Here is a 24,326-nt window from a genome sequence, read left to right as displayed (position 1 = left end):
ATTAATTCTTTTCAACTTTCATTGAAAAGCCCTATCACATTTACGAAACTTTGTTCAGTTTTCAAAGGACTACCTTGCCCTTGAGGCAACTAATTCAGTATACCTACTTGGGCAGCCACTGTCAACAAAAAGTTTTAAGTGGCTTGTCGCAACGCATGACTGCCTTGCGACAACTTTAGTATCATACCAACCAGGTCAACCCGTGTCAACGAGAATTGAAAATTTCTCGAAATAACCGGCTAAGTATGAAAATTTGATAAGATAGAGGCAACTTATATCCGAAGGAAGGCAGTCTGATGACCAATCAGGAAGAATGGAATGACTTCGCCCAAACCTACGCGACTGTGCAGCAAGAGTCGCGCCTGCCCATCGAAACCGACGTGGTGCAGTACCTCGCCCAACGCTTGCCGCTTAAAACCCTGACTGTCGTCGACGTTGCTGCGGGGACCGGCCGTTACGCCCTGCCGCTGACCCAGGCCGCGCAGTCAGTGGAGCTGATTGACTGGGCAGAGAACATGCTCAAGCTGGCGGACCAGTGGCTCACCGCCCATGACCAGACCAACTATCGCCTCACCTCAGCAGACTGGCACACACTGCCCACAAAGCCCCGGGCAGATCTGGCCTTTGTCAGCCAGCTGCCGACTTTGACCCCTGCCGACTTGCCCAAACTGAGGGCGTTCGGGCGCCGCGCCTTGGTGTTGAACCTGCAAACCCAGGCGGCAAGCTCCCTCCTGACTAAAATGGCTGACGCACTGAACACGCCGACGCCCACGTCGCCTCAGGCCGATCCGGCCCGCGCGATGAACGTCAGCGATTACCTGACGACCCACCACATTTCTTATCACACTCACGACTTTCACTACACGCTACCCGACCAGGCCAGCGTCAGCGATCTTTTAACCAACTTCGATCAGCCCTTTTCCGTGCGCGATGCCAACCAGCTCGCCGAAAAAGTCACCGGCACTGCAAACGCCAACCAAATGCAGACGGTCACCCGGGACTACACGTACCAGGTCATGCTCATCCCCGCTGGCCACTAAAAAAAAGGCCGCACAACGGCGGCCTAGCAAATTACTTTGCCCGTAAGTTCTCAATGTTGATGGTCGTGTCGACCCAGCTGTCATCGTAAAAGCCAGTTTCATGCGAAACCATCAGGATCGCGCCGGGGTATGCCTGCAAGGCTGCCGCCAGCGCGTTTTTCGTATCCTCATCCAAGTGATTGGTCGGTTCGTCCATCACTAAGACATTGCTGGGCTGCAGCATCAGGTCGGCAAGCTTGACCTTGCTTTGCTCGCCCCCGGAAAGCATCTGCAGCGGCTTATCCATTTCTTCGCGGGTCAGCGCCGTGCGCGCCATCACCTGACGAAGCGGCCGCTGGCTCAAAGCCGGGTACTTGTTCAGCAAAAACTGCAGCGGGGTCTGCTTGGGAATCGCCCAGTTCAGCTCCTGCTCAAAGTAGGCAAACTTCACATTGTCGGCGTATTCAACGTTGCCGCTGATGGCCTTCAGCTCACCCAAAATTGTCCGCAGCAAAGTCGTTTTGCCGATCCCGTTAAAGCCTTCCAGCGCGATGACCTCGTCTTTGGCCACCGTGAAGTTAATCGGGGCCAACAACGGCTGGTCGTAACCGACAACCAGGTCGTTGACATCGACCAGGATCTGGCTTTGTACGTCCTGATAAGGAAAGACTAGGTGCGCCTGCGCGCGGTTGCCCGGCGGGGTCAGCTTGGTCATGCGGGCCAGCTGCTTCTCGCGACTTTTGGCCATGGTCGACCGCGTGCCAGCCTTGAACTTACGAATGAAGGCTTCCTGCTTCTTGATTTCCGCCTGCTGTTTTTCGTAAGCCTTCATGTAAGTCTCGTGATCGGCCTCTTTTTGGCGCATGGCCTGGTGCAGTGACCCCGTGTACTTGGTGATCGTGCCAAATTCAATGTCGAGAATGGCGTTCGTCACCTGTTCCAAGAAGTCAAAGTCATGCGAGATCACAATGAAGGCCCCTTCGAACTCCTGCAGCCAGCCGGTCAGCCATTCGACGTGGCTGACGTCCAGGTAGTTCGTCGGTTCATCGAGCAGCAGCATGTCGGGCTTTTCCAGCAGCAGCTTGGCCAAAATGATCTTGGACCGCTGGCCACCGGACAGTGCGTCGACCGGGTGATCAAGCCCGATGGCATCCAGACCCAGCCCGGTCGCGACCGTTTCGATCTTCGTGTCGAGGTCGTAAAACTCGTTGGCCTCCAGCTCCTGCTGAAGCGTGCCGGCTTTTTCCAGCAGCTCATCGTCAGGGGCCGCCGCGTAATCGGCGTAGATCTCGTTCATCTTAGCTTCCTTGGCGTAAAGCGCCGCAAACGCCGTGCGCAGAAATTCCATGATGGTCTGGCCTGGCTTCAAGTTGACGTACTGATCGAGGTAGCCGACGTTGAGGTGCTTTTTCCACACAATGGTGCCTGCATCGGGCTCAAAGCTGCCGGTGAGGATCTTGATCAGCGTACTTTTGCCAACCCCGTTTTGGCCAACGACCCCCAGGTGATCTGCTTCGTTCACCTGAAAACTGGCATCTTGATATAACTGTTTGTCTAAGAACCGCTGGCTTAAGCCTGTTACTGTTAAGACGCTCACCGTGAGCCCTCCTTTTAATTTTTTCTGAAAACGACTCGATTAATGCTAGCACAATCAGGGGCCCTTTTCAAAACAAGTGCACTCGCGGTCGCGAAACTTTCTACTATTGATAGCTGGTTCACCTGCCCTCAGCCTTTCATTTTGTTTTTCTCGTGTGGTATGCTAGATGAAATTGCTGCGGGAAGGTGTCATTTTGAAAGAAAAAAATAGCGGGTGGGGTCGAACCCTCATCGAGTTTGTGGTCATGCTCGTCGTTGTGGTCGTGGCGGTGCAGCTGCTGGTCAAATTTGTGGTCAGCAAAGATATCGTCTCCGGCCCTTCGATGCAGACCACGCTGGAAAACGGCGACCGGCTGTACTCCCTGCGCCACAAGCAGGTCAAGCGCGACGACATCGTCGTGATCGATGCGCCTGACGACCCTGGCGCCTTGTACATCAAGCGCGTCATCGGCATGCCTGGCGACACCATCAGCTTCAAAAATGACGTCTTGTATCTTAATGGGAAGAAGACCAACGAACCCTACCTGGACCGCGCCTTTGCCAAAAAAGAAATCGCGGCTTACGCCAGCAAGCAGGGTCTGGATCCAAACAGCATCAACTTCACCATTAATTTCAACATTGCCACTTGGCCTTCCACCAAAAGCGAGACGGTGCCCAAGGATTCCTACTTCGTCATGGGTGACAACCGCCTGATCTCGAAAGACAGCCGCTCGTTCGGCTTCGTCAAGAAGAATAAGGTGCAATCCGTGGTGGTCTGGCGTTATTGGCCGCTCAACCAAATGAAAATCTTTTAAGTCAGACCGGTCCCTGCAGGGGGGCCGGTTTTTTTTACGCAAAAGCGCCGGGAGCTGAGGCCCCCGGCGCTTTGCGTTACGGCATCATCTGCCGCTGCACTTCGTATTCCAGCCGGGCGTTGGCGTAAAAGCCCGCGTCGACCAGCTGCAGGTACGGATTGATCAGAAAATCAAACACGTGCAGCGTCACCAGTTTGAGTACTTGCCAGCCCAGCAAACTGAGCTGCAGGCCAAAGTAGTTGAGCTTGCGCCCGCGCATCAGGCGCCAGGAATCCAGCACCGCAGTCGTGCTGCTGTACGGATGGCCATCTTGTTCCTCCTGCCGGCCGTCGTAGTAACGGTAGTAGCTCATCGACAGGCCGTACATGGCGAGGATGCCGGGAATCACCAGCAGGAAAAAGCCCAGGCTCTTGGCAACCCAGGTCAGCGCCATGACCGACAGAAGCCCGAAGAAATACCGGCTGTTGAACGTCTTAAGCAGCGCTCCCAGAGGCGACACGTGTGAGACCTTGCCGCGCATCACGTCCAGCGCGGTAAAGGCAATGCCCTGGGTGAACCACAGCATCACCACCGACTGGAGCAGCGTCTGATCCGACAAGGTATTGGTGCCGGATAAGTAATCGCTGAAGTTAGCGGGATTGGCCGCAATGTTGGCCAGGCCGTAGTTTTGCATGATCTGCCACACCGTCAAAAACGCCCAGGCGGTGAACGCTAGCACGATCAGCCATGGCAGCAGGTTGGCGAGCATCAGCGACCGGTACATCCCCGGCTGCTTGAGCCGCGCCTTGGCCTGATGTTTGATTTCGCGATGAGTCATTGACTGCATAGTGTTCCTCCTAACGCTCCGAGCGCACCGGCTCTTCCGGCACGGCCCCGGTTTGATAACTGGTTCGAATCAGCGCGCCAATCTGCCACAACGCGGTCAGCTGCTTGGGCAAAGCCGCCAGCACACTCAGCGACTGCGTGGTCGAATCGGCCCGCACCACGTGGTGATAGCCGGGCTCGCCAAGGTAGTAAAACCGGCTGGCAGCAAGCGCATACTGCGCGTTGAACAGCTCGTCTTCCATCAGCGCCACCTGCTCGTCAAACTGCAGGTGTGCTGACTCGATCACGCTGCGCCGGTAAAACTTATTCCATAAATAGCCCCGCAAATAGCCGACCGGGGCCAGCATGCCGCTGAGAAACTGGCGGCGCGACAGCACTTTCGAGCGCAACAGGCGCTTTGGCACCGGCTTGGGCGCCGGGTCATCCACGTAAAAGGGACTGACCAAAATGTCGTACGGGCCTTCCTCAAGCGCCGCCGCAAACCGGTCAATCAGCCCCGGTGCCAGCCAGTCATCGCCATCCATAAAGGCCACGTATAGGCCGCGGGCCTGCGCCAGCCCCGCGTTGCGGGCGGCGGACACACCACGGTTTTCAGGCAGATAAATCGGTTCGATCCGCGAATCCGTCTGGGCCGCCTGCGCGATCAGCGCCGCCGAGTCATCTGTGGAATGATCGTCAACCAAGAGCACCTGCAGATTGCGGTAGGTCTGGTTGATTAAGCTGTTCACACCGCGCATCAAGTACGGGGCGAGATTGTAGATCGGCACGACCACCGACACTAACGGACTGGGCAAAACGCCACCACCATTTCTTTTCTAAAAGCTGCATGCAGTATCGCACAAACAACCGGCCAAATGCCAGCCTGGCTGCTCACTGGCCGGCCACCATGAACTGGGTCTGGCCGGCGAACCAGCCGCGCTCCTGTTTGGTCAAGGCCCGCTCGGTGATCAGCACATCGACGGCGGCAAGTGGGAAGCCGCGGTACGGCGCCTGAATCTGAAACTTTTGCGTCTCCGACACCACAATCACCTGCCGGGCGGCCTGGGCCAGCGTCGCCTTGACGTCCGCGTCGTCCGCGTAAGGGAAGTACACCCCGGCCGCACTCATCGCGGTCGCGCCGATAAAAGCGGCATCAAAGGCGATGCGGCGAAGGGTCGTCAGGTTTTCTGGCTGGAAGAAGAAGCGGCCGTGATGATTCAGCTTGCCGCCGAGCACCCGCAGCGTCACGTCGCTTTTGACGGCCAGCGCGATCGCGTTGTCGAGCGAGTGCGTGTAAATGGTGACCGGCACATCAATGCTTTGCGACAGCTTGAGCAGCGTCGTTGAATCATCGATGAAGTACACGCCGCCGGGCTTGATCAGGCTCAGCGCCTGCCTGGCCATTGCGGTTTTTTCCTTTGAAAAGAGCTTGAGGCGCTCCGAGTAGCTGGGCACCGTGTGGCCGAATGTCAAAGACACGATCCCGCCTCGGGTGCGGCGGCCTGCGCCACTGGCCGCGAGCGCGACCACGTCCCGCCGCGCCGTATCGCGCGAGACTCCGACGGCCTGCATGATGTCTTCAATGCTGAGTTCCTTGCGTTCCGTCAGCAGCCGCTTGATCTCTTCAAAGCGTTTCTCGCGGTACATCGTCACAAGACCGCCCCCTTTCCATGATTATTTCCATTATACGCTACAGTCCGGCGGTATGGCCGCTACCCATATTTGGCAATCTATATTCGCCAAGGTGGTGAGCAACCGCCAAAAACAGGGAATTTTTCTCATTGACTGCCCATTATTCGTCAAGAATGCGGTTACACCAAAATTTCATGGCTAGTTTATTACGGGCACATGACAGTGTGACAGAAACAGTTACTTTTGTAAACTGACTGGCACTTGACTGACACGCGTGCTCGATATACTGCTCAGTGTATTCGGGGGAATCGTCAATTTTCAATCAAATAGGAGTGAGTTTTATCAAAATCAAACATTCATCAGTTTTCGGGATTGGCGCCTTAACCGCACTTGCCGCCGTCTTCGCGATTTACACCAGCACGCAGCCGGTCGAAGCGATTTCGACTGACGATGCCGCAAGTCGCCAGGCGCAAGCGTCCGGGGTCACCCCAGCGGCCACTCAAACTGCCGCTAAAGTCGTGAATATTAACAAGCTGATTGCCGCACCGAGCGCGATCAGCCCGATCAAACCAGGCGACAACGCCGAGTTTGACGCCATGATGAAACAACGCGCGGAAGACGCCGCCAAGGCTAAGGCCGCAGCGGACGCCAAAGCAAAGGCCGACGCTGCCGCTAAGGCAAAAGCCGATGCGGCTGCCAAAGCTGCTCAGGCCGCAACGCGCACTACCACCACCAGCGCCGCTAGTACCGCGACCGGCGCCAGCAAGGGCACGTTCAAAGTGACCTTCTACGATCCGGCCGTCTTGGGCTCAAGCATGGGCTACGGCGGCATTGCCGCAAACCTGTCCGTGCTGCCGCGCGGCTCACGCGTCAAGATCCAGCTGTCAAACGGCCAGACCCTGATCCGCGTCGTTAACGATACCGGTGGTTTTGCCGCTGGCAACCCTCACCAAATCGATGTCGCGATGCCAAACAGCCAGATTCCTTCAGCTGGGGTCCTGTCCGCCATCGTTACTATCATCTAAGTCACACCTAAGCCCACCGCTTGCCGCGGTGGGCTTTTTGCATGCACACTGGCCGCCAAAAAAGGCGCCGATTGCCCGGCGCCCAAACAAGGTTACTTAATGTATTGATAAACGTGGTAGTACGGGTTGTTGCCATTGTTCCAGTCAAAGCCGGCGTTGGTGTTTGCCTCGTTTTGCTTGGTGTTGTAGTTGTCGAGCGTCGTCTTGGCCAAGCCCAGCTCCGCGCGGCCCAGGTCAGACACCCGCTGCAGCTCCTTGGTGCTTGGCACCTGGTACGCCGCATCGCCAATGTAGACGCCATCGCCTTGCAACGACTCCTTTTTCACGTTGGTGAACGCGCCGCGGTAATTGGTCGCCAGGGTGACCAGCTCGTCAAAGCTCAGGTTGGTCCGCAGATCAGACGACAGGGTCTTCATCAGACTCGAGTAACTGGACAGTGTCTTGGTCGACAGGACCTTTTTGACTACCTGCACGATCACTTCCTGCTGGCGCTTTTGACGGCCGTAGTCGCCTTCCGGATCCTCGTGGCGCATCCGCGCGTAGGCCAGCGCCTCTTTGCCGTCCAGGTGCATCGGGCCCTTGGTAAACTGATAGCTGCCCACATGCGGATCGGTCCAGGAAAACGCGACGTTCACGTCGACCCCGCCAACCGCATCGACGATCTTCTCCAGCCCGTCAAGGTTGACCAGCGCGTAGTAGTTGATCGGCACGTTGATCAGATCCTTGACCGCTGACACGGCCATCGCCGTCCCGCCGTACGTATAGGCGGAGTTGATTTTGGTGACGCCGGTGTAATCGCTGGACGCCACGTGGGTCATCGTGTCGCGCGGCACCGAGATCATCGTCGTGCGCTTCTGCTGCGGATTCACAGTGACCAAGATCATGGTGTCGGTGCGGCCCTTGTCAGAGCGCCCAAGGCCGCCGGTGTCGGTGCCGAGCAGCAGCACGGAAAACGGCTTTTGCTTGCTGAGATCGACCTGCGCCTTTTTGACGGTTTGGTTATCGTACGTGGTATCCAGCGCGGTCTTCGTTTGCGCATACAGGCGCAAGGCGTAACCGCCAGCCAGAAACGCGACCGTCAGGATCAGCAAGACGACGATCTTGCCGAACGGGTGACGGCGCGGATGGCTGCGAGCATCTCGTCTGTCCATGGCTGCCTCCAATTAGCAATACTTGCTATCAGTTTACTCGATTTTTGGCAGAAAAGGAAAAATCCGGTTAAAAAAACGCCCTCGCAGGCGTGATTAAACAAAAAATTAAGCAACTGAGCAAACCGTTTCCATTCTCACCGCTCGCGGCGGTTGCGAATCGTCAGGGCCACCAGGTAAAAGGCGCACTCAATGACCGCGATAAAGAAGGTGACCGGCCAGTTGGTGACATAGCCGAGAAACAGCCCGAGCCACACCCCGACCAGCGCCGTGCCCACCGAAATGGCAATCATTTGCGGCAGTGTTTTGCCGAGGTACTGCGCCACCGCAGACGGCAGTGTCAGCAGAATGAACACCAGCATGGAGCCGACAATTTGCGCGCCGATCGACACCGAAATTGCCAGGATCAAAAGAAAATAGATGCTCAGCAGGTTGCGCCGCAGCCCCTGAGCCTGCGCGCCGACCGGATCAAACGAGTCAAAAGCCAGCCCGCGGTAGCCAATGGTCATCGTCAGCAGCACCCCCACCGCGAGCGCCACGAGCTGCCAAACGTCGGCGCGGGAAATACCGATGATCGAGCCGAACAAGATGGTGGTTGCGTAGCTGGAGCTTTTGCTCGATAGGGCCAAAAACAGGATGCCCAGGCCGATGAACAGGCTGGAAATCGCGCTGATCGACGCCTCGCGCCGGCCGGGCCGCACCGCTAAACGGCCAACTGACAGTGACGACAGGATCGTGGTCAACAGCATCCCGTCCAGCGGCGGGATCCCGACCAAAACCGCAAACGCTGCGCCGGCAAAGCCGATCTCAGACAGCGTGTGCGCCAGAAACGACATGCCGCGCGCCGTGACGAACACGCCAACAATGCCGGTCGTCAAAGCGATAAAGGTGCTGGCCAGAAAGGCGTTTTGCATAAATTCGTATTCGAACATCAGCGCACCTCCTGGGTCGGTCGCAGTTCCTTGGGCATTGCGGCCTCATTCATTTCATCAGTCGACCGCAGTTCGTAGCCCGTCTGGGTCAGCAGTAGGTACTGCTGGGTGAAACTTTTGGCCAGGTCCAGGTCGTGCGTGACAAACAGCACTGTCAGGCCGTGCTTTTGATTCAGCTGATTGACCAACGTCATCAGCTCGGTTTTAGTGTTGACGTCCAGGCTGGCGGTCGCCTCATCCAGGATCAGAAAATTCGGCCGTGTGAGCAGCGCCTGTGCCAGGTAGGCCTTCTGCTTTTCGCCGCCAGAGGCCATCCCCAGCGACTGGTGCTGGCGCTCAAGCAGTCCGGTTTCCTTCAGCACTGCGGTCACCGCCGCTTTTTCCTGCTTACTGTGCCACGGCAGCCGGCGGCCCATCTGATTCAGCGCGACAAAGCTGCGCAGGGACAGCGGGTACTCGGGGTCGATGTTGCGAAACTGCGGCACGTAGCCCAGCCGCAGCTGCGGCGCCTTGATGATCCGCCCGGCGGTGGGCGTCAGCTGACCCATGATCAGCTTGGTCAACGTCGTTTTGCCCACCCCGTTGGCGCCGATCAGGCTGGTCACCGACCCGGCGGCAAGGGAGAAGCTGAGATCATGATAAAGCTGGCGGCCGCGAAAGCCGAACGTGAGGTGCTCGACGGTCAAAATGGGTTCAGGCATGGAATTCCTCCGGTGAGTAACAGTAATGATTACGATTAACGGGTTCTATTTTACCCCAATGCGGCGCCGCTGGCCAGAAAAAGGGACCATTTTCAGAAAAGTCGACAAAAAAAGCGGGTCGCCCCGCTTACTGGACCTCATCTAAGTTGTTGGCCTTGCTGAAGTCAATGTAGATGGCCTTGGGATTGTCCTTGGCGATCAGGATGTAGCCGTGACCCAGAAAATCCTTCTTGCCGCTGTAATCCAGCGGGAACTCTTGGGCCGGCGCCAGGTTGCCCTGGATCAGCATCGCGTAGATCTCCGAGTCGGTTGCGTCATCGGAAAACGCGAACGCGACCGGCGCGGTCACCAGCTGGTCGGCCTTGTGCATCAGCGCGATCACATCAAAGAGCTGATCGGTGACTGCCTGCGGGAACACCTCGGCAACAGCCGGGCTGACATGCCGGCGTTTGTTTGATTCGTACATGTTGCACCTCCAATACTTCGGGTATCATACCATATCGGCGCCGGCAGCAAAACCGGCCAGGTCGCTGTAAGTCCCCGCAAGCGCCGCTGCGACCGCCTGCCACACCGGCCAGAGCCGGCGATACGTCGCCGCCGCGGCGCCGGGCTGATAGCGGCCCGCCGCCTGCACCATGTCGGCAACGTCATCGAGGCCGCTCAGCCAGCCCAGCCTGGTCATGCCGAGCACCGCCGCGCCCAGCGCCGAGCTTTGCACGCTTTGGGGCACGACGACCGGGCAGTCGAAGACATCGGCCAGCATCTGCCGCCAGGCCAGGCTTTTAGCAAAGCCGCCGGCGGCATGCAGCACTGGTGCGGTCCCGACCAGCGGTGCCATCAGTGCAAAGGCCGCCTTGAGGTTGAACAAGATCCCTTCCATCACCGCCCGCAGCATGTCGGCCTTGGTATGCTGACGCGTCAGTCCGACAAAACTGCCGCGGGCGTTGGCGTCCCAAAGCGGCGCGCGCTCGCCGCCCAAGTACGGCAGGAAGATCAGGCCATCGGCCCCGGCCGGCGCCGTGAGGGCCAAGGTGATGGCCGCGTCAACCGTGGCGTCTGGCCCCAGCAGCGTGTGCGCCGCCCATTGCAGCACAATGCCGCCGTTGTTGACCGGGCCGCCCACGACCCAGCGGCCAGGCGCCAGGTAATAGGTGAACAGTTTGCCGGAAGGCGCGACGGTCGGTGAATCAATCACCGTGCGCACCGCCCCGGAGGTCCCGATGGTCACCGCCGTGGCGCCTGGGGCCAGTGCGTTCACCCCGATGTTGGCCAGGGTGCCATCCGAAGCGCCGATGATGCCCGGCGTCGCCTGCGGCAGCCCAAGCGCCTGGGCACTGGCTGCGGTCAATTCAGGTAGCAGCGTATCCGTGTCGCACAGCCTTGGCAGCTGAGCAGCCGTGATGCCGGCCAAGCTCAGGGCTTGCTCGTCCCAGGTCAGCTTTTTGATGTTGAACAGGCCGGTGGCGTTGGCTAGCGAGTAATCCGCCACCCACTGCCCGTACAGCTGGTGCAGCACCCAGCTCTTGATGCCGCCAAAATACCGCGCCTGCGCCATCAAAGCTGGGTCGTCTTGGCGCAGTTGCATTAGCTTGGCCAGCGGCGTCATCGGGTGCAGCGGGACCCCGGTGCGGGAAACTAAGGCATCCGCGTCTGGCCGCGCCTTGAGCTGTGCGGACGCCTGCGCCGCGCGGATATCCGCCCAGGTGATCGCCTGACTCAGCGGCTGAAACTGGGCGTCGAGCACCAGCAGGCTGTGCATCGCCGCGGAAAAACTGATCCCGGCCACACTGCCGGCCGGCAGAGCCGCGGCCACTTCCTTGAGGCCGCCTTGCACCGCCGCCAAAATGGCCTGTGGCTTCAGCTCCGCCGCGCCTGGTTCCGGTTGCAGCAGCGGATACGTCCGGCTCGCCTGCGCCACGCTGCGGCCGGCCGCATCAAAGGCAACCACCTTGGTGGCGGTGGTGCCGATATCAACGCCGATGACCACTTCCATATCAGTGCCTCCTGTGCTTGCGCGGCGCCATCGGCCGGCCATCAAGGGCGGCGAGCACCTGCGTGTCGTGAAAACTGAGCTCAAAGTCAAACACAGCGCCCCACTCGGTAACCTCTTCAGCAGTGGTGGCGGGCAGCCACGGCCAAACGCCTGACTGCAGCAGCCAGCGAATCACAACCTGCTGCGGCGTTTTACCGTACCGCTCGGCCATGCGGCGCAGCGGCCGCAGCAGTGCCAGGTCGCCTTCGCCAAATGGCAAGTCACTGGCCACCTTTAGTCCCGCCGCCTTGGCCGCTTTAACTGCTTCGCGCTGCTGGGTCACGCCCACCGGCAGGACTACCAGCATGGCATCCGGGGCCATCTCGCCGCTGACCGCCTTTGCTTGAGCTTGGCCCGTCGCGACTGCCTGTGTCGCCGCCTGCCGGCTCGCGTCATCGCTGCCGGCCACGATCAGGGCAACCGGTGCCGCCAGGGCCAGCTGCTCACCCGCTGCCAGGCGCACGGTCACAAAACTCGCGTCAGCCGGCAAGCCGGATTGTGCGATTGCAGCCTGAACCACCGGCAAGTTCGCCTGGTTGCAGATCAGGTGCCGAAAACCGGCTTTCAGGGCCGCTTCGGCCAGATTCTCAGGCGCTTTGTCGACCACCACCCCCACCTCGGGCATGGCGACGGCGTCAGTCAGCGCCACCGTATCGCTTAATTTTGTCAAATGACTCACGGTTCGTCTCTCCTTATTCTCGTCTGCTTTCAGCGTACCACACGCCGCACGTTTTTCAGGCAAAAAACGGCAGCTAATAAACATGGCGCAATGATGAGAAAACCATTGACCTTTTCTCATTATCGGGGTAATCTTTGGTCAATCAGTCGAGATGAGTAACTTGATGCGCGCGTTCAGAGAGCCGGCGCTGGTGGAAGCCGGTCGCGCAGGGCAAGTGAAGTATGGTCTCGAACACGTTGCCGCGGTGAGCTTACGCAAGCTGCGGCCGGGTCCGCCCGTTAGCGCGCAGCCGTCTCGCTTTGCGGTACGGCGTAAGCGTCTTTTGGTGACAAAAGGCGAAATTCGGGTGGTACCACGCCAAGGCGTCCCGCAGAACTTTCTGCGAGGCGCCTTTTTGCGTGGACTGCCCACACTTTGGAGGCATTCTATGACAAAATTAGCGACACAATTAATTCAAGGCACCAACGGCACTGACGACCAGCACACCGGTGCGATCGTCCCGCCGCTTTACTTCTCCACCGCGTACCGGCACCCTGGCCTCGGCCAGTCGACCGGCTATGACTACGCGCGCTTGGCCACCCCGACGCGAACCCTGCTCGAGCAGCAGCTGGCCGCCATTGAGCACGGCCATTCGGCGCTGGCCGTCTCGTCCGGCATGGCCGCCATCGACCTGGTCTTTTCCACGTTCACGCAAACCGGTGACCACTTTCTGGCCTCCGACGATCTGTACGGCGGCTCGTTTCGCTATTTTGACGTGCGCAAGGCCAAGTACCAAATCGACTACGACACCTGGAACGGCCAGACCGTGGCCGACCTGCTTGCCAAAATCAAGCCGAACACCCGCCTGATCTGGCTTGAAACGCCGTCGAACCCCACCATGAAAATTATCGACATCAAGGCCGTCACCTCCGCCGTGCACGAGAAGCGCCCCGACATCCTCGTCGTCGTGGACAACACTTTCCTCACCCCCGTTTACCAGCAGCCGCTGACTGAAGGCGCGGATCTGGTGGTGCACTCCGCCACCAAGTATCTCTCCGGGCACAACGATTTGCTGGCCGGCGCCGTGATCACTTCGACGGCCGCACAGGAAACCGCCTTGCGCGACCAGCTCACCACCACCGGCCAGACCCTTGACCCATTCGACGCGTGGCTGCTCATCCGCTCGCTGAAAACCCTGAACGTGCGGATGAAGGCCCACACCGCCAATGCTCAGGCACTGGCGAAGGTGCTGAAAAATGACGCCGCTGTTTCGCGCGTGCTGTACGCCGGGGTCGGGGGCATGATCAGCTTTTACCTGGCAAAAGGCTATGACGTCAACGCGTTTTTGCAGCACCTGAAGGTCTGTTCGTTTGCCGAAAGCCTTGGCGCCGTGGAGACGCTGGTCACCATCCCCGATGTGCAGACCCATCACGACATGCCGGTGGCCCAGCGCCGCGCCCTGGGCATCACGCCGAACCTGATCCGCGTGTCCGTGGGGCTGGAAGACGTCGCTGATTTAAGCGCGGACCTGCGCCAGGCGCTGGCCAGCGCCAAGGAGGCTTAGCATGAAAGACGCCACTAAGATCATTAAAGTCACCACCGTCGCTGATCCGGTCAGCGGCGCCGTTAACGTCCCGATCCAGCTCAGCTCAACCTTCAATCAGCCGGATTTTGACCAGTTTGGCGAGTTCGATTACTCGCGCTCTGGCAACCCGACCCGCAAGGCCGGCGAGGCCGCCGTCGCCGCCCTGGAAGGCGGTGCGCACGGCTTCCTGTTCGCCTCCGGCATGGCCGCGATTGGCAGTGTGCTGCAGATTTTTTCTCAAGGCGATCACCTGCTGGTCTCCAAGTTCGTGTATGGCGGGACGTTTCGGCTTCTCGAAGACGTGCTGAGCCGCTTCGGCATCACCCACACGTTCGTCGATCCCACCGACCTTTCCGCCATTGAAGCCGCGATTCAGCCGAACACCAAGGCCATTTACATCGAGACGCCGTCCAACCCGGTGTTGAAGGTCACCGACATCGCGGCCGTCGCTCAACTGGCCAAGGCGCATGGCCTGCTCACTATCGCCGACAACACCTTCATGTCCCCTTTGCTGCAAAAGCCGCTGGCCTTGGGCGCCGACATTGTGGTCCACTCGGCGACCAAATTCTTGGCCGGCCACTCCGACATCATCGCCGGCGCCGCAGTGACCAACGACCAGGCCCTGGCCGACCGCATTTACTTCATGCAAAACGCGTTTGGCGCTACGCTGGGCGTCACCGATACCTGGCTTTTGCTGCGCGGGATCAAGACCTTGGACGTGCGCATGCAGCGCTCAAGTGCCAGTGCCTTATCCATCGCGGCCTGGCTGGCCAAGCAGCCGGCAGTGACGCGGGTGTGCTACCCGGGCCTGCCTGAAGACCCGGGGTACGCCATCCAGCAAAAGCAGGCCCTTAGCGGCGGCGCGGTGCTAAGCTTTGACGTCGGCAGCGAGGCCAACGCCCGCATCGTCGCGGAAACCTGCCAGCTGCCTGAGTTCTCCGTGTCACTCGGCGGCGCGGAAAGTATTTTGTCTTACCCGCCGAAGATGAGCCACGCCGAAATGAGTCCCGAAGAGCGCGCCAAAACCGGTATCACGCCGGGCCTGTTGCGTTACTCGGTGGGGCTGGAAGACCCAAGCGACCTGATCACCGACTTGGCGCAGGCCCTCGCCAAGTGCCAGTAGGATTGTTCAGCCACGCAAAAACGCGACCCTTTCGCCTCAGTGCGAAAAGGGTCGCGTTTTGATTTTGCCACAAGCCTGCGTCACTTGGCCGCGAGCTTTGCGGCCACGTCCTTGACCACGACCATGTCGGTTGGCCACGGGGTGTTGACGCCTCGGACCTTCTGGTAGGGGTCCGCGCCCTTGGCCGCAACGATCACGACATCGTCTGGGCCGCTTTCTTTGATGGCCGACTCGATCGCTTCGTGGCGATCCAGCACGGTGTGCACGGTGACCTTATCGTGGTCGATGCCGGAATCGATTTCGGCACAAATCTTGGCCGGATCTTCAAAGCCCGGATCGTCGGTGGTCAGGTATGCCGTCGTCGCGTACTCGCTGAGCACCTTGGCAAACCCCGGCCGGCGCGAAACGCCCTTGTCGCCGGGGGCGCCGAGAACCACGTGCATGCGCGGATCGTGGTACTCGACCTTCAGAAAGTGCAGCAGCGCCTTCATGCCGCCGTAGTTGTGCGCGTAATCCACGTACACCACGCCGTGCCCGGGCACTTCGATGTGCTCCATGCGGCCGGGGATCGTGACATTTTCGATGCCAGGGATCGCCTTGGCGCCGTCAACACCGGCCAGGCCGGCGCCGATGATGGCGGCCGTGGCGTTGCTTTCATTGAAGTCGCCGATCAGCTTCAGCGTGTACTTACCTGACACATTGAGCGCCGCGGCCTTGTCGGTCACTGGCACCAGCTGAAACTGGCTGCGCGTCGTGCTCAGCGCCTTGCTGTCGAAGCGAAAATCGATGCGAATGTCATCACGCTTGGGCTTGAAGTCGGCACTGGCAAACAGGTAAATCGAATCGGGGTACGTGGTGGTGGTAGCCGCCGCGTATACCTCATCAAAATGCTCGGTTTCGGCATTGATCACGACCTGGCGCGAGTTCACCAGCAGCTGCAGCTTGTTGTGCAGGTAGTTGGCAAAGTTCGGGTGTTCGTTGGGGCCGATGTGATCCGGCGTGATGTTGAGGAAAAAGCCCACGTCGTAGCTCAGCCCAAACACGCGGTTGCGCAGGTAGGCCTGGCTGGACACTTCCATCACCAGGTGGGTCATGCCGTTGTCGACGGCCGCGCGCATGTTGCGGAACAGGTCGACGGATTCCGGGGTGGTCAGATCGGACTTGAAGCGCTGATCCGGATTGGGCCCCACGATGGTGTCAATAGTCGAAAACAGGGCCACGTGCTTGGGGTGGGCCTGCTCCAAAATGCCGCGGGCAAAGTACGCCGAGGTGGTTTTGCCCTTGGTGCCGGTGAAGGCGACCACAAATAGGTCGTCCTGCGGAAAATCGTAAAACGCCGCGGCCAGGATCGCCATCGCCTTGGTGATGTTGACCACAATCAAAGCGTTCATGCCGTTGCCTTCAACGTACGGCTTTTCCGCGACATAGGTCGTCGCGCCGTTGTCCTTGGCCATCGACAGGTAAACCGGCCGGAAGTGCGTGCCCTTGCAAAAGAACAGCGTCGGGCCGGAAACCTTGCGGGAATCGTACGCGATGCCGGACATGTCCGTGTCCAGGTCGCTTTGAACCGCGCTGCTTTTCAGCAGGTGGTGCTCCTTTAAGAGCAAGATGCATGCGTGCAATGAAAGTGCCATGTTTAGACTCCTCTGTGTTTGTTCACGAGCAATTATAGCATAGGCTCAGGCCAGCTTGACGACGGTGACCTGGTAGGCGCCGCTCGGGGCGTTCACGGTCACGGTGTCGCCCACCTTGCGGCCGTTTAACGCGCGGCCCAGCGGCGAGTTGATGGCCAGATTGCCCGGCTTCATCGCCGCCTCATGCGGCCCGACCAAGTGGAACGTGGTCACGTCTTCGTCATCGTCAAAGCGCAGCGTCACGCTTTTCCCCAAATCGGCGATCGGCTTGGGATCCGCGGACACGACCTGGCCGTAGCGGATGACTTTGTCCAGGTACCGCAGCCGCCCTTCCAGGTGGTGCAGCTCATACTTTGCCGCACTGTACTCGGCGTTCTCCGACAGGTCGCCCAAAGCGCGGGCCTCGGCCAACGCCTTGATCTTGTGCGGCCGCTCTGCCTGAAGCAACACCTTTTCCGCCTTGAGCGTCTTCATTCCGTCTTCTGTGATTTTGTGATACTGAACCATGAATATGCCTCCCAACTAGGCGTTGATTGGCGTCGTCGTTAAAACAAATGACTGAAAAATTCCCCGATGCCCCGAAACAGCAGCGTGAAGAAGTTGGCCTTTTCGACATTAGTGGCCGTGACCAGCTTGGTTTGATTGCCGGCTGCGTTTCCTAGGTAACTCAGCTTCTCGTCTTTGGCGTCAACAGTCAGCTGCCCGACCGTGGTGCCTTTTTTGACCGGGGCTTCCGCCTGCTTGGCAAAGCCCTTGGCCGGTGTGTAGTGGTAAGTCAGGTCCTTGGCAGAGGCGCTGGTCGGCACCAGCACCGAGACGTTTTCGGCGGCTTCAAGCGCCACCTTGGTCTGCTTCCCCTTGTCGACCGCCAGACGCTTGTGGCCGGTGACGGTCTGGCCCTTGACCGTCGCAGTCAGCGGCTGCCAATCGGCAAACACGGCGCGCATCAGCTTGGCCGTTTGGTCAAAGCGCCGCGTCTGGGCTGTGCCGCCGGCGTTCAGAACCACGGTGATGACCCGAAACCCGTTCTTTTTGGCCGTGCCGGTGAAGCAGTTCCCCGCCAGGTCAGTGGTCCCAGTTTTCAGCCCGTCAACCGGCAGGTCCTTTTGCGCGGAAACCAAGCCCTTCAGCATCCAGTCGTAGTTATCCATCTTGGTGGCGTCGCTGGTGCCCGGCCGGAAGGTCATGCTCGTAATTTTCGTCGTGTCCAGGATCTCCGGGTAGTCGTTCAGCAAGTGCTTGGCGACAATGGCCATATCTTTGGCTGACATTTCGTTTTCCGCATTCGCGGGCGTGCCTGGGACGCGGTCCGTTTTCAGCTCCGAATTGTTCAGCCCGGTCACGTTGACGATCTTGGCGTCGTTAATGCCCCAGCCGTTGAGCAGGCTGGTCATCTTCGTCACAAACGCTTCCTGCGAGCCCGCCACCGCGTTGGCCAACAGCATCATCGCGTCGTTGGCCGAGTAGATCACGCTGGCCTGGTAAAGCTCCTTAACGCTGTACTTGTTTTCAGGCTCCAGCGGCACCCCGGACAGGCTCGTGTCCTTGGCCAGCGTGTAAATCGCGTTGTCCGGGGAAATCGTGTCCGTCCACTTCAGCTTGCCGTCATGGATCGCCTGCAGCACCAGGTACAGCGAGATCATCTTGGTCATCGACGCGATCGGCAGCACCTGGTCGGCGTTTTTCTGGTACAGGATCTGCCCGGATTCGGCGTCCACGGCGAGGGCCGCTTTTGCGTCAACGTCAACGTTAGTCGCTGCCGCCACACTGGTTGGGGCCGCCGCGGCCCACACAGAAAGACTTGCGACCAAAACGACTAGGCCGCGCCAAAGTTTTTTCATTGTTAAACTCCTCATTATTCGTTTTTGATTTTCTGGTCAGGCTTGAGCGTCTGCCCCAAGGTGCGCGGCAGGTGAATCACAAAACTGGTCAGCTCAGGCGTCGAGTCGGCGTAGATGTAGCCGCCGTGCAGAGTGACGATGCTTTGCGCGATCGCCAGGCCCAGCCCGGTGCCGCCAGTTTCCTGGTTGCGCGAGCCCTCGACCCGATAAAAGCGGTCGAACAGCTTGCTGAGTGAATCGTTAGGGATCTGCTCCCCGTCGTTTTGCACCTTGATTACCACTTCAGAGCCCACGGCCTCGGCCGTCAGGAAAATGTGGTGAGCACCTTTGCCGTACTTCAAGGCGTTGGCGATCAGGTTGTTGAAGACCCGGCCGAGCTTTTCGGTGTCGGCTTCCATCATCAGCGGATTCGGACGGCCGGACACCACAAAGCGCAGGTGGTGCTTTTGCCCTTCCAGCTCAAAACTGGCGGCCAGCTGTTCCAGCATCGCCAGCATATCGAACTTCACCGGGTTCAGGGGCGTGGTGGTCTGGCGAACCTTCGTGTACTCAAACAGGTCCTCGACCAGCACCTTCATCTGCTTGGCCTTTAGGTACGCGGTGTGCGTGTACTTGACCAGCTCCTCATCGCTCTTGTACTGCTTGTCCTCGATCAGCCCAAGGTAGCCGATGATCGAGGTCAGCGGCGTGCGAATGTCGTGGGACACGTTGGTGATCAGCTCGTCCTTGCTGCTTTCGATCCGCCGTTCTTCTTCCATCGAGTTAACGGTAGAGTCGACCAGCGCGTTGATCGAGTTGATCACCTTTTGCAGGTCGGTGTTGACACTGAACTGAATGCGGTGATCCAGGTGACCATCGGCGATGTAATGCAGTTCGCGAATGACGTGGCGCATCTGGATCTGGCGGTAACGGTGAATCAGGCGCCAGTACACGACAATCACATCGAGCACCGCCATGGCAACCATGAAGACGCTGCGCCAGGACCACAGGTGCTGCTTGTCCTGGCCGAACGTCAGCACGTTTTTGACGCTCCAAATCGAATCCTGCAGCTGCTGGCTGAGATCCACCAGCTCCTTGAGCAGGACGAATAGGGCAAAGTTGAGCATCAAAAGCAGCACGACAGTGACGACCCCTTCAAACCAGAGCTCGGATTTCTCCTTGCCGGTCAGGCGGACTTTTTCTCCCATGCTTAGGCCTCGACTTTGTAGCCGACACCCCAGACGGTTTCGATCACCTTTTCGCCGCCGGTGGCCTCTTCGATCTTGTCACGCAGGTGCGACACATGGACCATGACGGTTTTGGCCGACACGATCGACTCCTGCTGCCAGACCCGCTCGAAAATCTCATCGGCAGAAAAGACCCGGTTGGGGTGACTGGCCAGCAAGTACAAAATGCCGAACTCAAGCGCCGTCAACTGGATCTGCTTGCCGGTCAGCGTGGTGACTTCGTGGCTGTCCTTCATGATGGTGAGCGGCCCGACCTCGAGCTTGTCCGGCTCGGTGTTGGTAACGTTGTTGGTGGAGCGGCGCAGCAGGCTCTTGACCCGCGCCATGACTTCCAGCGGGTTGAACGGCTTGGTGACGTAATCGTCTGCGCCGGTGATCAGGCCCTGGATCTTATCCATGTCGCCAGTTTTGGCTGACACGATAATGATGGGAATCTGCGAGTCCTTGCGCACCTGCTTGACCACATCGATGCCGGACATGTTCGGCATCATGATGTCGAGGATCATCAGCGCAATGTCGGGATTCGTGGCCAGCTTCGTGATGGCCTCTTTGCCGCTGTATGCTTCAATTGGTTCGTAATGTTCATTTTTGACGTAAATGCTGAGGAGTTCAACAATTTCCTTGTCGTCATCCACAATGAGAATTTTCATTTTTAGGGCTCCTTTTAAATAAGGCTGCGAAGGCGGGCGGTTTTAGCCCGACAGCTAGCCTAGACACAGGCATTGCCGCGGCTTTTGGCGGCGAGGCCTGTGGCGTAGCTAGATGCTCGGGCGTTGCCCGCCGGAGCGCGACTAGGATAAGCTTGTGAAGCGGGGCGGTTTTAGTCCGAGCGCGACTAAGGCTGCAAAGGCGCCCCTTCACCGCCGCTAAATGGACACGATTGACCGACTACCATTTGCAGAAAAGTCTTCAGTCCGCCTTCATTGTACCAAAAGGACTGCAAGCCTGCTTACGCCTTTGGCCAGGAGCTGGAAATTCTTAAGGAAGTGGCCGCAAAAAGCCCCGGTGCAAGCGGGCTGCTTGCATCGGGGCCGAAAAGCGGTCGAATCAGTTTATTCAACCGAGTAATTAGGCGCTTCCTTGGTGATCTGAACATCATGCGGGTGACTTTCGCGCAGACCCGCGCCGGAGATCTGGATGAACTGGGCGTTATCCTGCAGGTCGGTCACTGTCTTGGCGCCGACGTAGCCCATGCCTGAGCGCAGACCGCCGTCCATCTGGTAAATCACATCGGCTAGACTGCCCTTATAGGCAACGCGGCCTTCGATGCCTTCCGGAACCAGCTTCTTGGCTTCGTTGACACCGCTTTGGAAGTAGCGGTCCTTGCTGCCGTGCGCCTGCTCCATTGCCCCGAGCGAGCCCATGCCGCGGTAGGTCTTGAACCGGCGACCCTGATAAATTTCCATGTCGCCAGGTGCCTCGTCGGTCCCGGCCAGCATGGACCCCAGCATGACGGCGGTACCGCCAGCGGCCAGGGCCTTGACGATGTCACCGGAGTACTTAATCCCGCCATCGGCGATGATGGCCTTGCCGCGCTTGCGCGCCTCGGTAGCCGAGTCATAAACCGCGGTCAGCTGGGGCACCCCGACACCGGCGACGATGCGAGTGGTGCAAATGGAGCCTGGGCCGATGCCGACCTTGACCACATCAACACCAGCGTCGTAAAGGGCGGCGGTGCCTTCAGCGGTGGCCACGTTGCCGGCAATCAGCGTCGCGTTCGGGAAGTGGGCGCGGATCTCCTTGACCTTGCGCAGTACGCCGGCGGAATGACCGTGGGCCGTGTCGATGACGATGGCATCGGCGCCAGCATCCAGCAGCGCCTGGGCGCGCTCGAAGGTATCAGAGGTGACGCCGACCGCGGCGGCCACGAGCAGGCGGCCATGATCATCCTTGGCGGCAGCCGGGAACTCGACGACTTTTTCGATGTCCTTGATGGTGATCAAACCGGACAGGCGGCCGTCTTCGTCAACCAACGGCAGCTTTTCAATCTTGTGGGCCTGGAGAATCTGTTCGGCCTCTTGCAGCGAGGTGCCGGTTGGGGCCGTGATCAGGCCTTCCTTGGTCATCACGGAACCGATCGCGACGCTGTGATTGGTGACATAGCGCAGGTCGCGGTTGGTGATGATGCCGGTCAGCTTGCGGGAATCCTTGGAATCGACGATCGGCACGCCAGAGATACGGTACTTTTTCATCAGTGCATTAGCCGCTGAAACCGGGTCATTGGCCGTCAGGAAAAACGGGTTGATGATGACGCCGTTTTCGGAGCGCTTCACCGTCAGGACCTCGTCGGCCTGCTGGGCGATGCTCATGTTCTTGTGAATGACCCCGAGGCCACCCTGGCGCGCCATGGCGATGGCCATCGCGGAAGTGGTGACCGTATCCATGCCGGCGGACAGGATCGGAATGTTTAACTTCAGGTTCGGTGCGAGCTGCACTTTCAAATCAACATCTTGCGGCAAAACGTGACTTTCTGCAGGGATCAACAGCACATCGTCAAACGTAAATCCTTTACGCGCGAACTTCGTGTCCCAATTACTCAAGTGAGAGCCCTCTTTCGTTTTTTGTTGTTGACCAGCATAGCACTGGCAACCGTACAGCGTCAATGGAGACGCAAAAAACCGCGCTGAGCCTTGACCCAGCGCGGTTTGTAAATGAAAAATATCTCATTTTTCAAGAGCTAGCTCCGAATGATTCGGTTCAATTACCCCAAGTTAAAATAAATCGTTCGTTATATTCAAGACTTATGTGACCCAAGGTGGCCAAAAGTTCGGCTTATTGGGCCATCAACCCACGCAGGTGGTAGCGCCGCTTGAGCAGGTAGTGAATACCGTACGTGACCACGGCCACGACCAGGTAAACCGGCCACTGCATCGGGGACGTGATGGGCGACTTGATCATGCCGACCGCCCCGGCAGCCCAAGAGCCCACCAGGATGACCATGACCATCATCACCATGACCTGCCAAGTCTTGCGCCGGTCCGCCTTTTTCTTGGTGCTCCACTCATTGTAGTAGGCAAAGGCAAAGCCGGCGACGGCGGCCATCAGCAGCAGCGACAGCAGCCCGTTACCGCTGGCGACCTGCGGCTTGTTGCGATTGAAGTACCCCATGACCCCGTACACTAAACCGAACATGCTGGAAAAAAGAAACATCAAGTCCAGCCCGTTCAGCCAAAATGGCACCTTCTTGCGTTTCTTCGGTCGGTGGATCAGGCTGTTCGCCTTTTCCGTGACCGGGCCGTAAAGCTGGGTGGCCGGCTTACCCTGGTGCTGGGCCGTGATAATTTCCGGCAGCATTTCCTGCAGCACGGTTTTTTGGCGTTCTTCCGACCACTGGTGATCGGTCAGGATCCGGCGCAGCTTGAACACGTACTCGTCATTTTTCTTCGAGAGCTTGCCCAGCAAGGCGTCGACGTCAACGACTTCCTCGACTGCTTCGGCTTCTTTGACTGGTTTTTCCGTCACAATTGTTCCCCCTAAACGTTGAACCGGAACTCGATGATGTCCCCGTCCTGCACTTCGTATTCCTTGCCTTCAGAGCGGTAACGGCCGGCTTCCTTGACCGCCTGCACCGAGCCGTACTTATCGAGGTCGGCAAAGCTCATCGTTTCGGCGCGAATGAAGCCACGCTCGAAGTCGGAGTGAATGATCCCGGCCACTTGCGGCGCCTTCATGCCCTTTTTGAAGGTCCAAGCGCGCGTTTCCGGCCCACCGGCGGTGAAGAAGGTCGCCAGCCCCAGCAAGTGGTAACTGGCCTTGATCAGCTTGTCCAGCCCGGATTCTGACACCCCTTCGGCCTCCAAAAAATCGGCCTTGTCGGCGTCGTCCAGCTCAGCGATTTCCTCTTCGGTGCGGGCAGAGACCGCGATCACTTCCGCGTTCTCCTTGGCGGCCTCAGCCTTGATCTGCTGAACGTACGGCGACGCATCGGGATCGGCCATGTCGGCCTCCGCGATGTTCGCAACATACAGGACCGGCTTGTCGGTCAGCAGGAACAACCCGTGGACGATTTTTTGCTCGTCCTCGGTGAACGTCAAAGAACGGACCGGCTTGCCGGCTTCCAGCACCGGCTTGATCTTTTCCAGCACGGCGAACTCCGCCTTGCCTTCCTTGTCGCCGCTTTTGGCGACTTTCTGGACCTTGGTGTAGCGCTTGTCAACGGAATCGAGATCGGCGATGGCCAGCTCTAAGTTGATTGTCTCCATGTCGTCCAGCGGGTCGACCTTACCGGTGACGCTGGTGATTTCGTCGTCGTCGAACGCGCGGACCACGTGCACGATGGCGTCGACCTGGCGAATGTTCTCCAGGAACTTGTTGCCCAGGCCTTCACCCTTGGACGCGCCCTTAACGATGCCGGCGATGTCCGTGAACTCAAAGGTAGTGTGGATGATCTTCTTGGCCGGGATCAGCTCGTCGATGCGGGCCAGGCGGCTGTCCGGCACCTCGACCATGCCGACGTTGGGGTCGATGGTCGCAAAGGGGTAGTTCGCCATTTCGGCGCCCGCCTTTGTGATCGCGTTGAACAATGTGGACTTACCGACGTTGGGCAAGCCGACGATACCTGCTGTTAATGCCATTG

Annotated in this window: 23 protein-coding genes; 5 read left to right on the top strand and 18 right to left on the bottom strand. The window is 58.9% G+C overall.

Annotated elements, in window-relative coordinates:
• Positions 1–296 precede the first annotated feature (296 nt).
• Positions 297–1,040: a class I SAM-dependent methyltransferase gene (locus EKM86_RS02775; protein ID WP_125754993.1), complete on the top strand. Its 744-nt coding sequence runs from the start codon at positions 297–299 to the stop codon at positions 1,038–1,040.
• A 31-nt stretch (positions 1,041–1,071) separates the two neighbouring features.
• On the opposite strand, the gene EKM86_RS02770 is transcribed toward EKM86_RS02775, so the two are convergent.
• The gene (locus EKM86_RS02770; RefSeq protein WP_125754992.1) at positions 1,072–2,616 is read right to left on the bottom strand and encodes an ABC-F family ATP-binding cassette domain-containing protein; all 1,545 of its coding nucleotides are present in this window, start codon (positions 2,614–2,616) and stop codon (positions 1,072–1,074) included.
• Positions 2,617–2,809: 193 nt separating this feature from the next.
• Between EKM86_RS02770 and lepB the strand changes: the two genes are divergently transcribed.
• Entirely contained in the window at positions 2,810–3,409 is a 600-nt protein-coding gene (gene lepB, locus EKM86_RS02765) for a signal peptidase I (protein WP_225419339.1), read from the top strand.
• Between the two features lie 76 nt (positions 3,410–3,485).
• Here lepB and EKM86_RS02760 read toward each other — a convergent pair whose 3' ends face one another.
• The 3 genes from EKM86_RS02760 to EKM86_RS02750 all read right to left on the bottom strand — a co-directional run bounded on the left by EKM86_RS02760 (position 3,486) and on the right by EKM86_RS02750 (position 5,866).
• Positions 3,486–4,235: a DUF975 family protein gene (locus tag EKM86_RS02760; protein ID WP_125754990.1), complete on the bottom strand. Its 750-nt coding sequence runs from the start codon at positions 4,233–4,235 to the stop codon at positions 3,486–3,488.
• Between the two features lie 10 nt (positions 4,236–4,245).
• On the bottom strand, positions 4,246–5,028 hold the full coding sequence (locus tag EKM86_RS02755) for a glycosyltransferase family 2 protein (RefSeq protein WP_125754989.1): 783 nt from the start codon (positions 5,026–5,028) through the stop codon (positions 4,246–4,248).
• A gap of 76 nt (positions 5,029–5,104) precedes the next feature.
• Positions 5,105–5,866, bottom strand: coding sequence for a DeoR/GlpR family DNA-binding transcription regulator (locus tag EKM86_RS02750; RefSeq protein ID WP_125754988.1), 762 nt, complete (start codon positions 5,864–5,866; stop codon positions 5,105–5,107).
• Between the two features lie 311 nt (positions 5,867–6,177).
• Between EKM86_RS02750 and EKM86_RS12465 the strand changes: the two genes are divergently transcribed.
• Positions 6,178–6,870 carry a hydrolase gene (locus tag EKM86_RS12465; RefSeq protein WP_191988011.1) on the top strand — a complete coding sequence of 231 codons (693 nt, stop codon included), beginning with the start codon at positions 6,178–6,180 and terminating at the stop codon, positions 6,868–6,870.
• A gap of 92 nt (positions 6,871–6,962) precedes the next feature.
• Here the strand turns inward: EKM86_RS12465 and EKM86_RS02740 are convergent, their stop codons facing one another.
• The 6 genes from EKM86_RS02740 to EKM86_RS02715 all read right to left on the bottom strand — a co-directional run bounded on the left by EKM86_RS02740 (position 6,963) and on the right by EKM86_RS02715 (position 12,362).
• A complete protein-coding gene (locus EKM86_RS02740) occupies positions 6,963–8,021 on the bottom strand; it encodes an LCP family protein (protein WP_125754987.1) in 1,059 nt (352 codons plus the stop codon).
• A 134-nt stretch (positions 8,022–8,155) separates the two neighbouring features.
• The gene (locus EKM86_RS02735; protein WP_125754986.1) at positions 8,156–8,950 is read right to left on the bottom strand and encodes a metal ABC transporter permease; all 795 of its coding nucleotides are present in this window, start codon (positions 8,948–8,950) and stop codon (positions 8,156–8,158) included.
• Positions 8,950–9,651, bottom strand: coding sequence for a metal ABC transporter ATP-binding protein (locus tag EKM86_RS02730; RefSeq protein WP_125754985.1), 702 nt, complete (start codon positions 9,649–9,651; stop codon positions 8,950–8,952). Before EKM86_RS02730 ends, EKM86_RS02735 begins: the two co-directional genes overlap by 1 nt.
• A 127-nt stretch (positions 9,652–9,778) precedes the next feature.
• The gene (locus EKM86_RS02725) at positions 9,779–10,117 is read right to left on the bottom strand and encodes a hypothetical protein (protein WP_125754984.1); all 339 of its coding nucleotides are present in this window, start codon (positions 10,115–10,117) and stop codon (positions 9,779–9,781) included.
• Positions 10,118–10,141: 24 nt separating this feature from the next.
• Positions 10,142–11,644, bottom strand: a complete 1,503-nt coding sequence (locus tag EKM86_RS02720) for a gluconokinase (protein ID WP_164506141.1) — start codon at positions 11,642–11,644, stop codon at positions 10,142–10,144.
• 1 nt (position 11,645) lies between these two features.
• Positions 11,646–12,362, bottom strand: a complete 717-nt coding sequence (locus EKM86_RS02715) for an aldo-keto reductase family protein (protein ID WP_125754982.1) — start codon at positions 12,360–12,362, stop codon at positions 11,646–11,648.
• Between the two features lie 427 nt (positions 12,363–12,789).
• On the opposite strand from EKM86_RS02715, the gene EKM86_RS02710 reads away from it, so the two are divergent.
• Positions 12,790–13,905 (top strand): trans-sulfuration enzyme family protein, encoded by a 1,116-nt coding sequence (locus EKM86_RS02710; protein WP_125754981.1) that lies wholly within the window; start codon positions 12,790–12,792, stop codon positions 13,903–13,905.
• A 1-nt stretch (position 13,906) separates the two neighbouring features.
• Positions 13,907–15,049: a trans-sulfuration enzyme family protein gene (locus tag EKM86_RS02705; protein ID WP_125754980.1), complete on the top strand. Its 1,143-nt coding sequence runs from the start codon at positions 13,907–13,909 to the stop codon at positions 15,047–15,049.
• Between the two features lie 80 nt (positions 15,050–15,129).
• Here EKM86_RS02705 and EKM86_RS02700 read toward each other — a convergent pair whose 3' ends face one another.
• The 8 genes from EKM86_RS02700 to ychF form a co-directional block, all read right to left on the bottom strand.
• Complete coding sequence (locus tag EKM86_RS02700) at positions 15,130–16,683, bottom strand: UDP-N-acetylmuramoyl-L-alanyl-D-glutamate--2,6-diaminopimelate ligase (RefSeq protein WP_125754979.1); 1,554 nt, start codon at positions 16,681–16,683, stop codon at positions 15,130–15,132.
• A 45-nt stretch (positions 16,684–16,728) separates the two neighbouring features.
• A complete protein-coding gene (gene greA, locus EKM86_RS02695) occupies positions 16,729–17,190 on the bottom strand; it encodes a transcription elongation factor GreA (protein WP_125754978.1) in 462 nt (153 codons plus the stop codon).
• A gap of 38 nt (positions 17,191–17,228) precedes the next feature.
• A complete protein-coding gene (locus EKM86_RS02690) occupies positions 17,229–18,524 on the bottom strand; it encodes a D-alanyl-D-alanine carboxypeptidase family protein (RefSeq protein ID WP_125754977.1) in 1,296 nt (431 codons plus the stop codon).
• Between the two features lie 14 nt (positions 18,525–18,538).
• Positions 18,539–19,711, bottom strand: coding sequence for a sensor histidine kinase (locus EKM86_RS02685; protein WP_125754976.1), 1,173 nt, complete (start codon positions 19,709–19,711; stop codon positions 18,539–18,541).
• Between the two features lie 2 nt (positions 19,712–19,713).
• Entirely contained in the window at positions 19,714–20,400 is a 687-nt protein-coding gene (locus tag EKM86_RS02680) for a response regulator transcription factor (RefSeq protein WP_125754975.1), read from the bottom strand.
• A gap of 402 nt (positions 20,401–20,802) precedes the next feature.
• Positions 20,803–22,290 (bottom strand): IMP dehydrogenase, encoded by a 1,488-nt coding sequence (guaB, locus tag EKM86_RS02675; protein WP_125754974.1) that lies wholly within the window; start codon positions 22,288–22,290, stop codon positions 20,803–20,805.
• 232 nt (positions 22,291–22,522) lie between these two features.
• On the bottom strand, positions 22,523–23,212 hold the full coding sequence (locus tag EKM86_RS02670) for a DUF1129 domain-containing protein (RefSeq protein ID WP_164506140.1): 690 nt from the start codon (positions 23,210–23,212) through the stop codon (positions 22,523–22,525).
• 11 nt (positions 23,213–23,223) lie between these two features.
• Entirely contained in the window at positions 23,224–24,324 is a 1,101-nt protein-coding gene (ychF, locus tag EKM86_RS02665; RefSeq protein WP_125754972.1) for a redox-regulated ATPase YchF, read from the bottom strand.
• Positions 24,325–24,326 lie beyond the last annotated feature (2 nt).

Source organism: Lacticaseibacillus hegangensis, from assembly GCF_003946465.1.
Lineage (GTDB): Bacteria > Bacillota > Bacilli > Lactobacillales > Lactobacillaceae > Lacticaseibacillus > Lacticaseibacillus hegangensis.
Note: the sequence above shows the minus strand (reverse complement) of the source record. Positions and strands in the feature narration are given on the sequence as shown.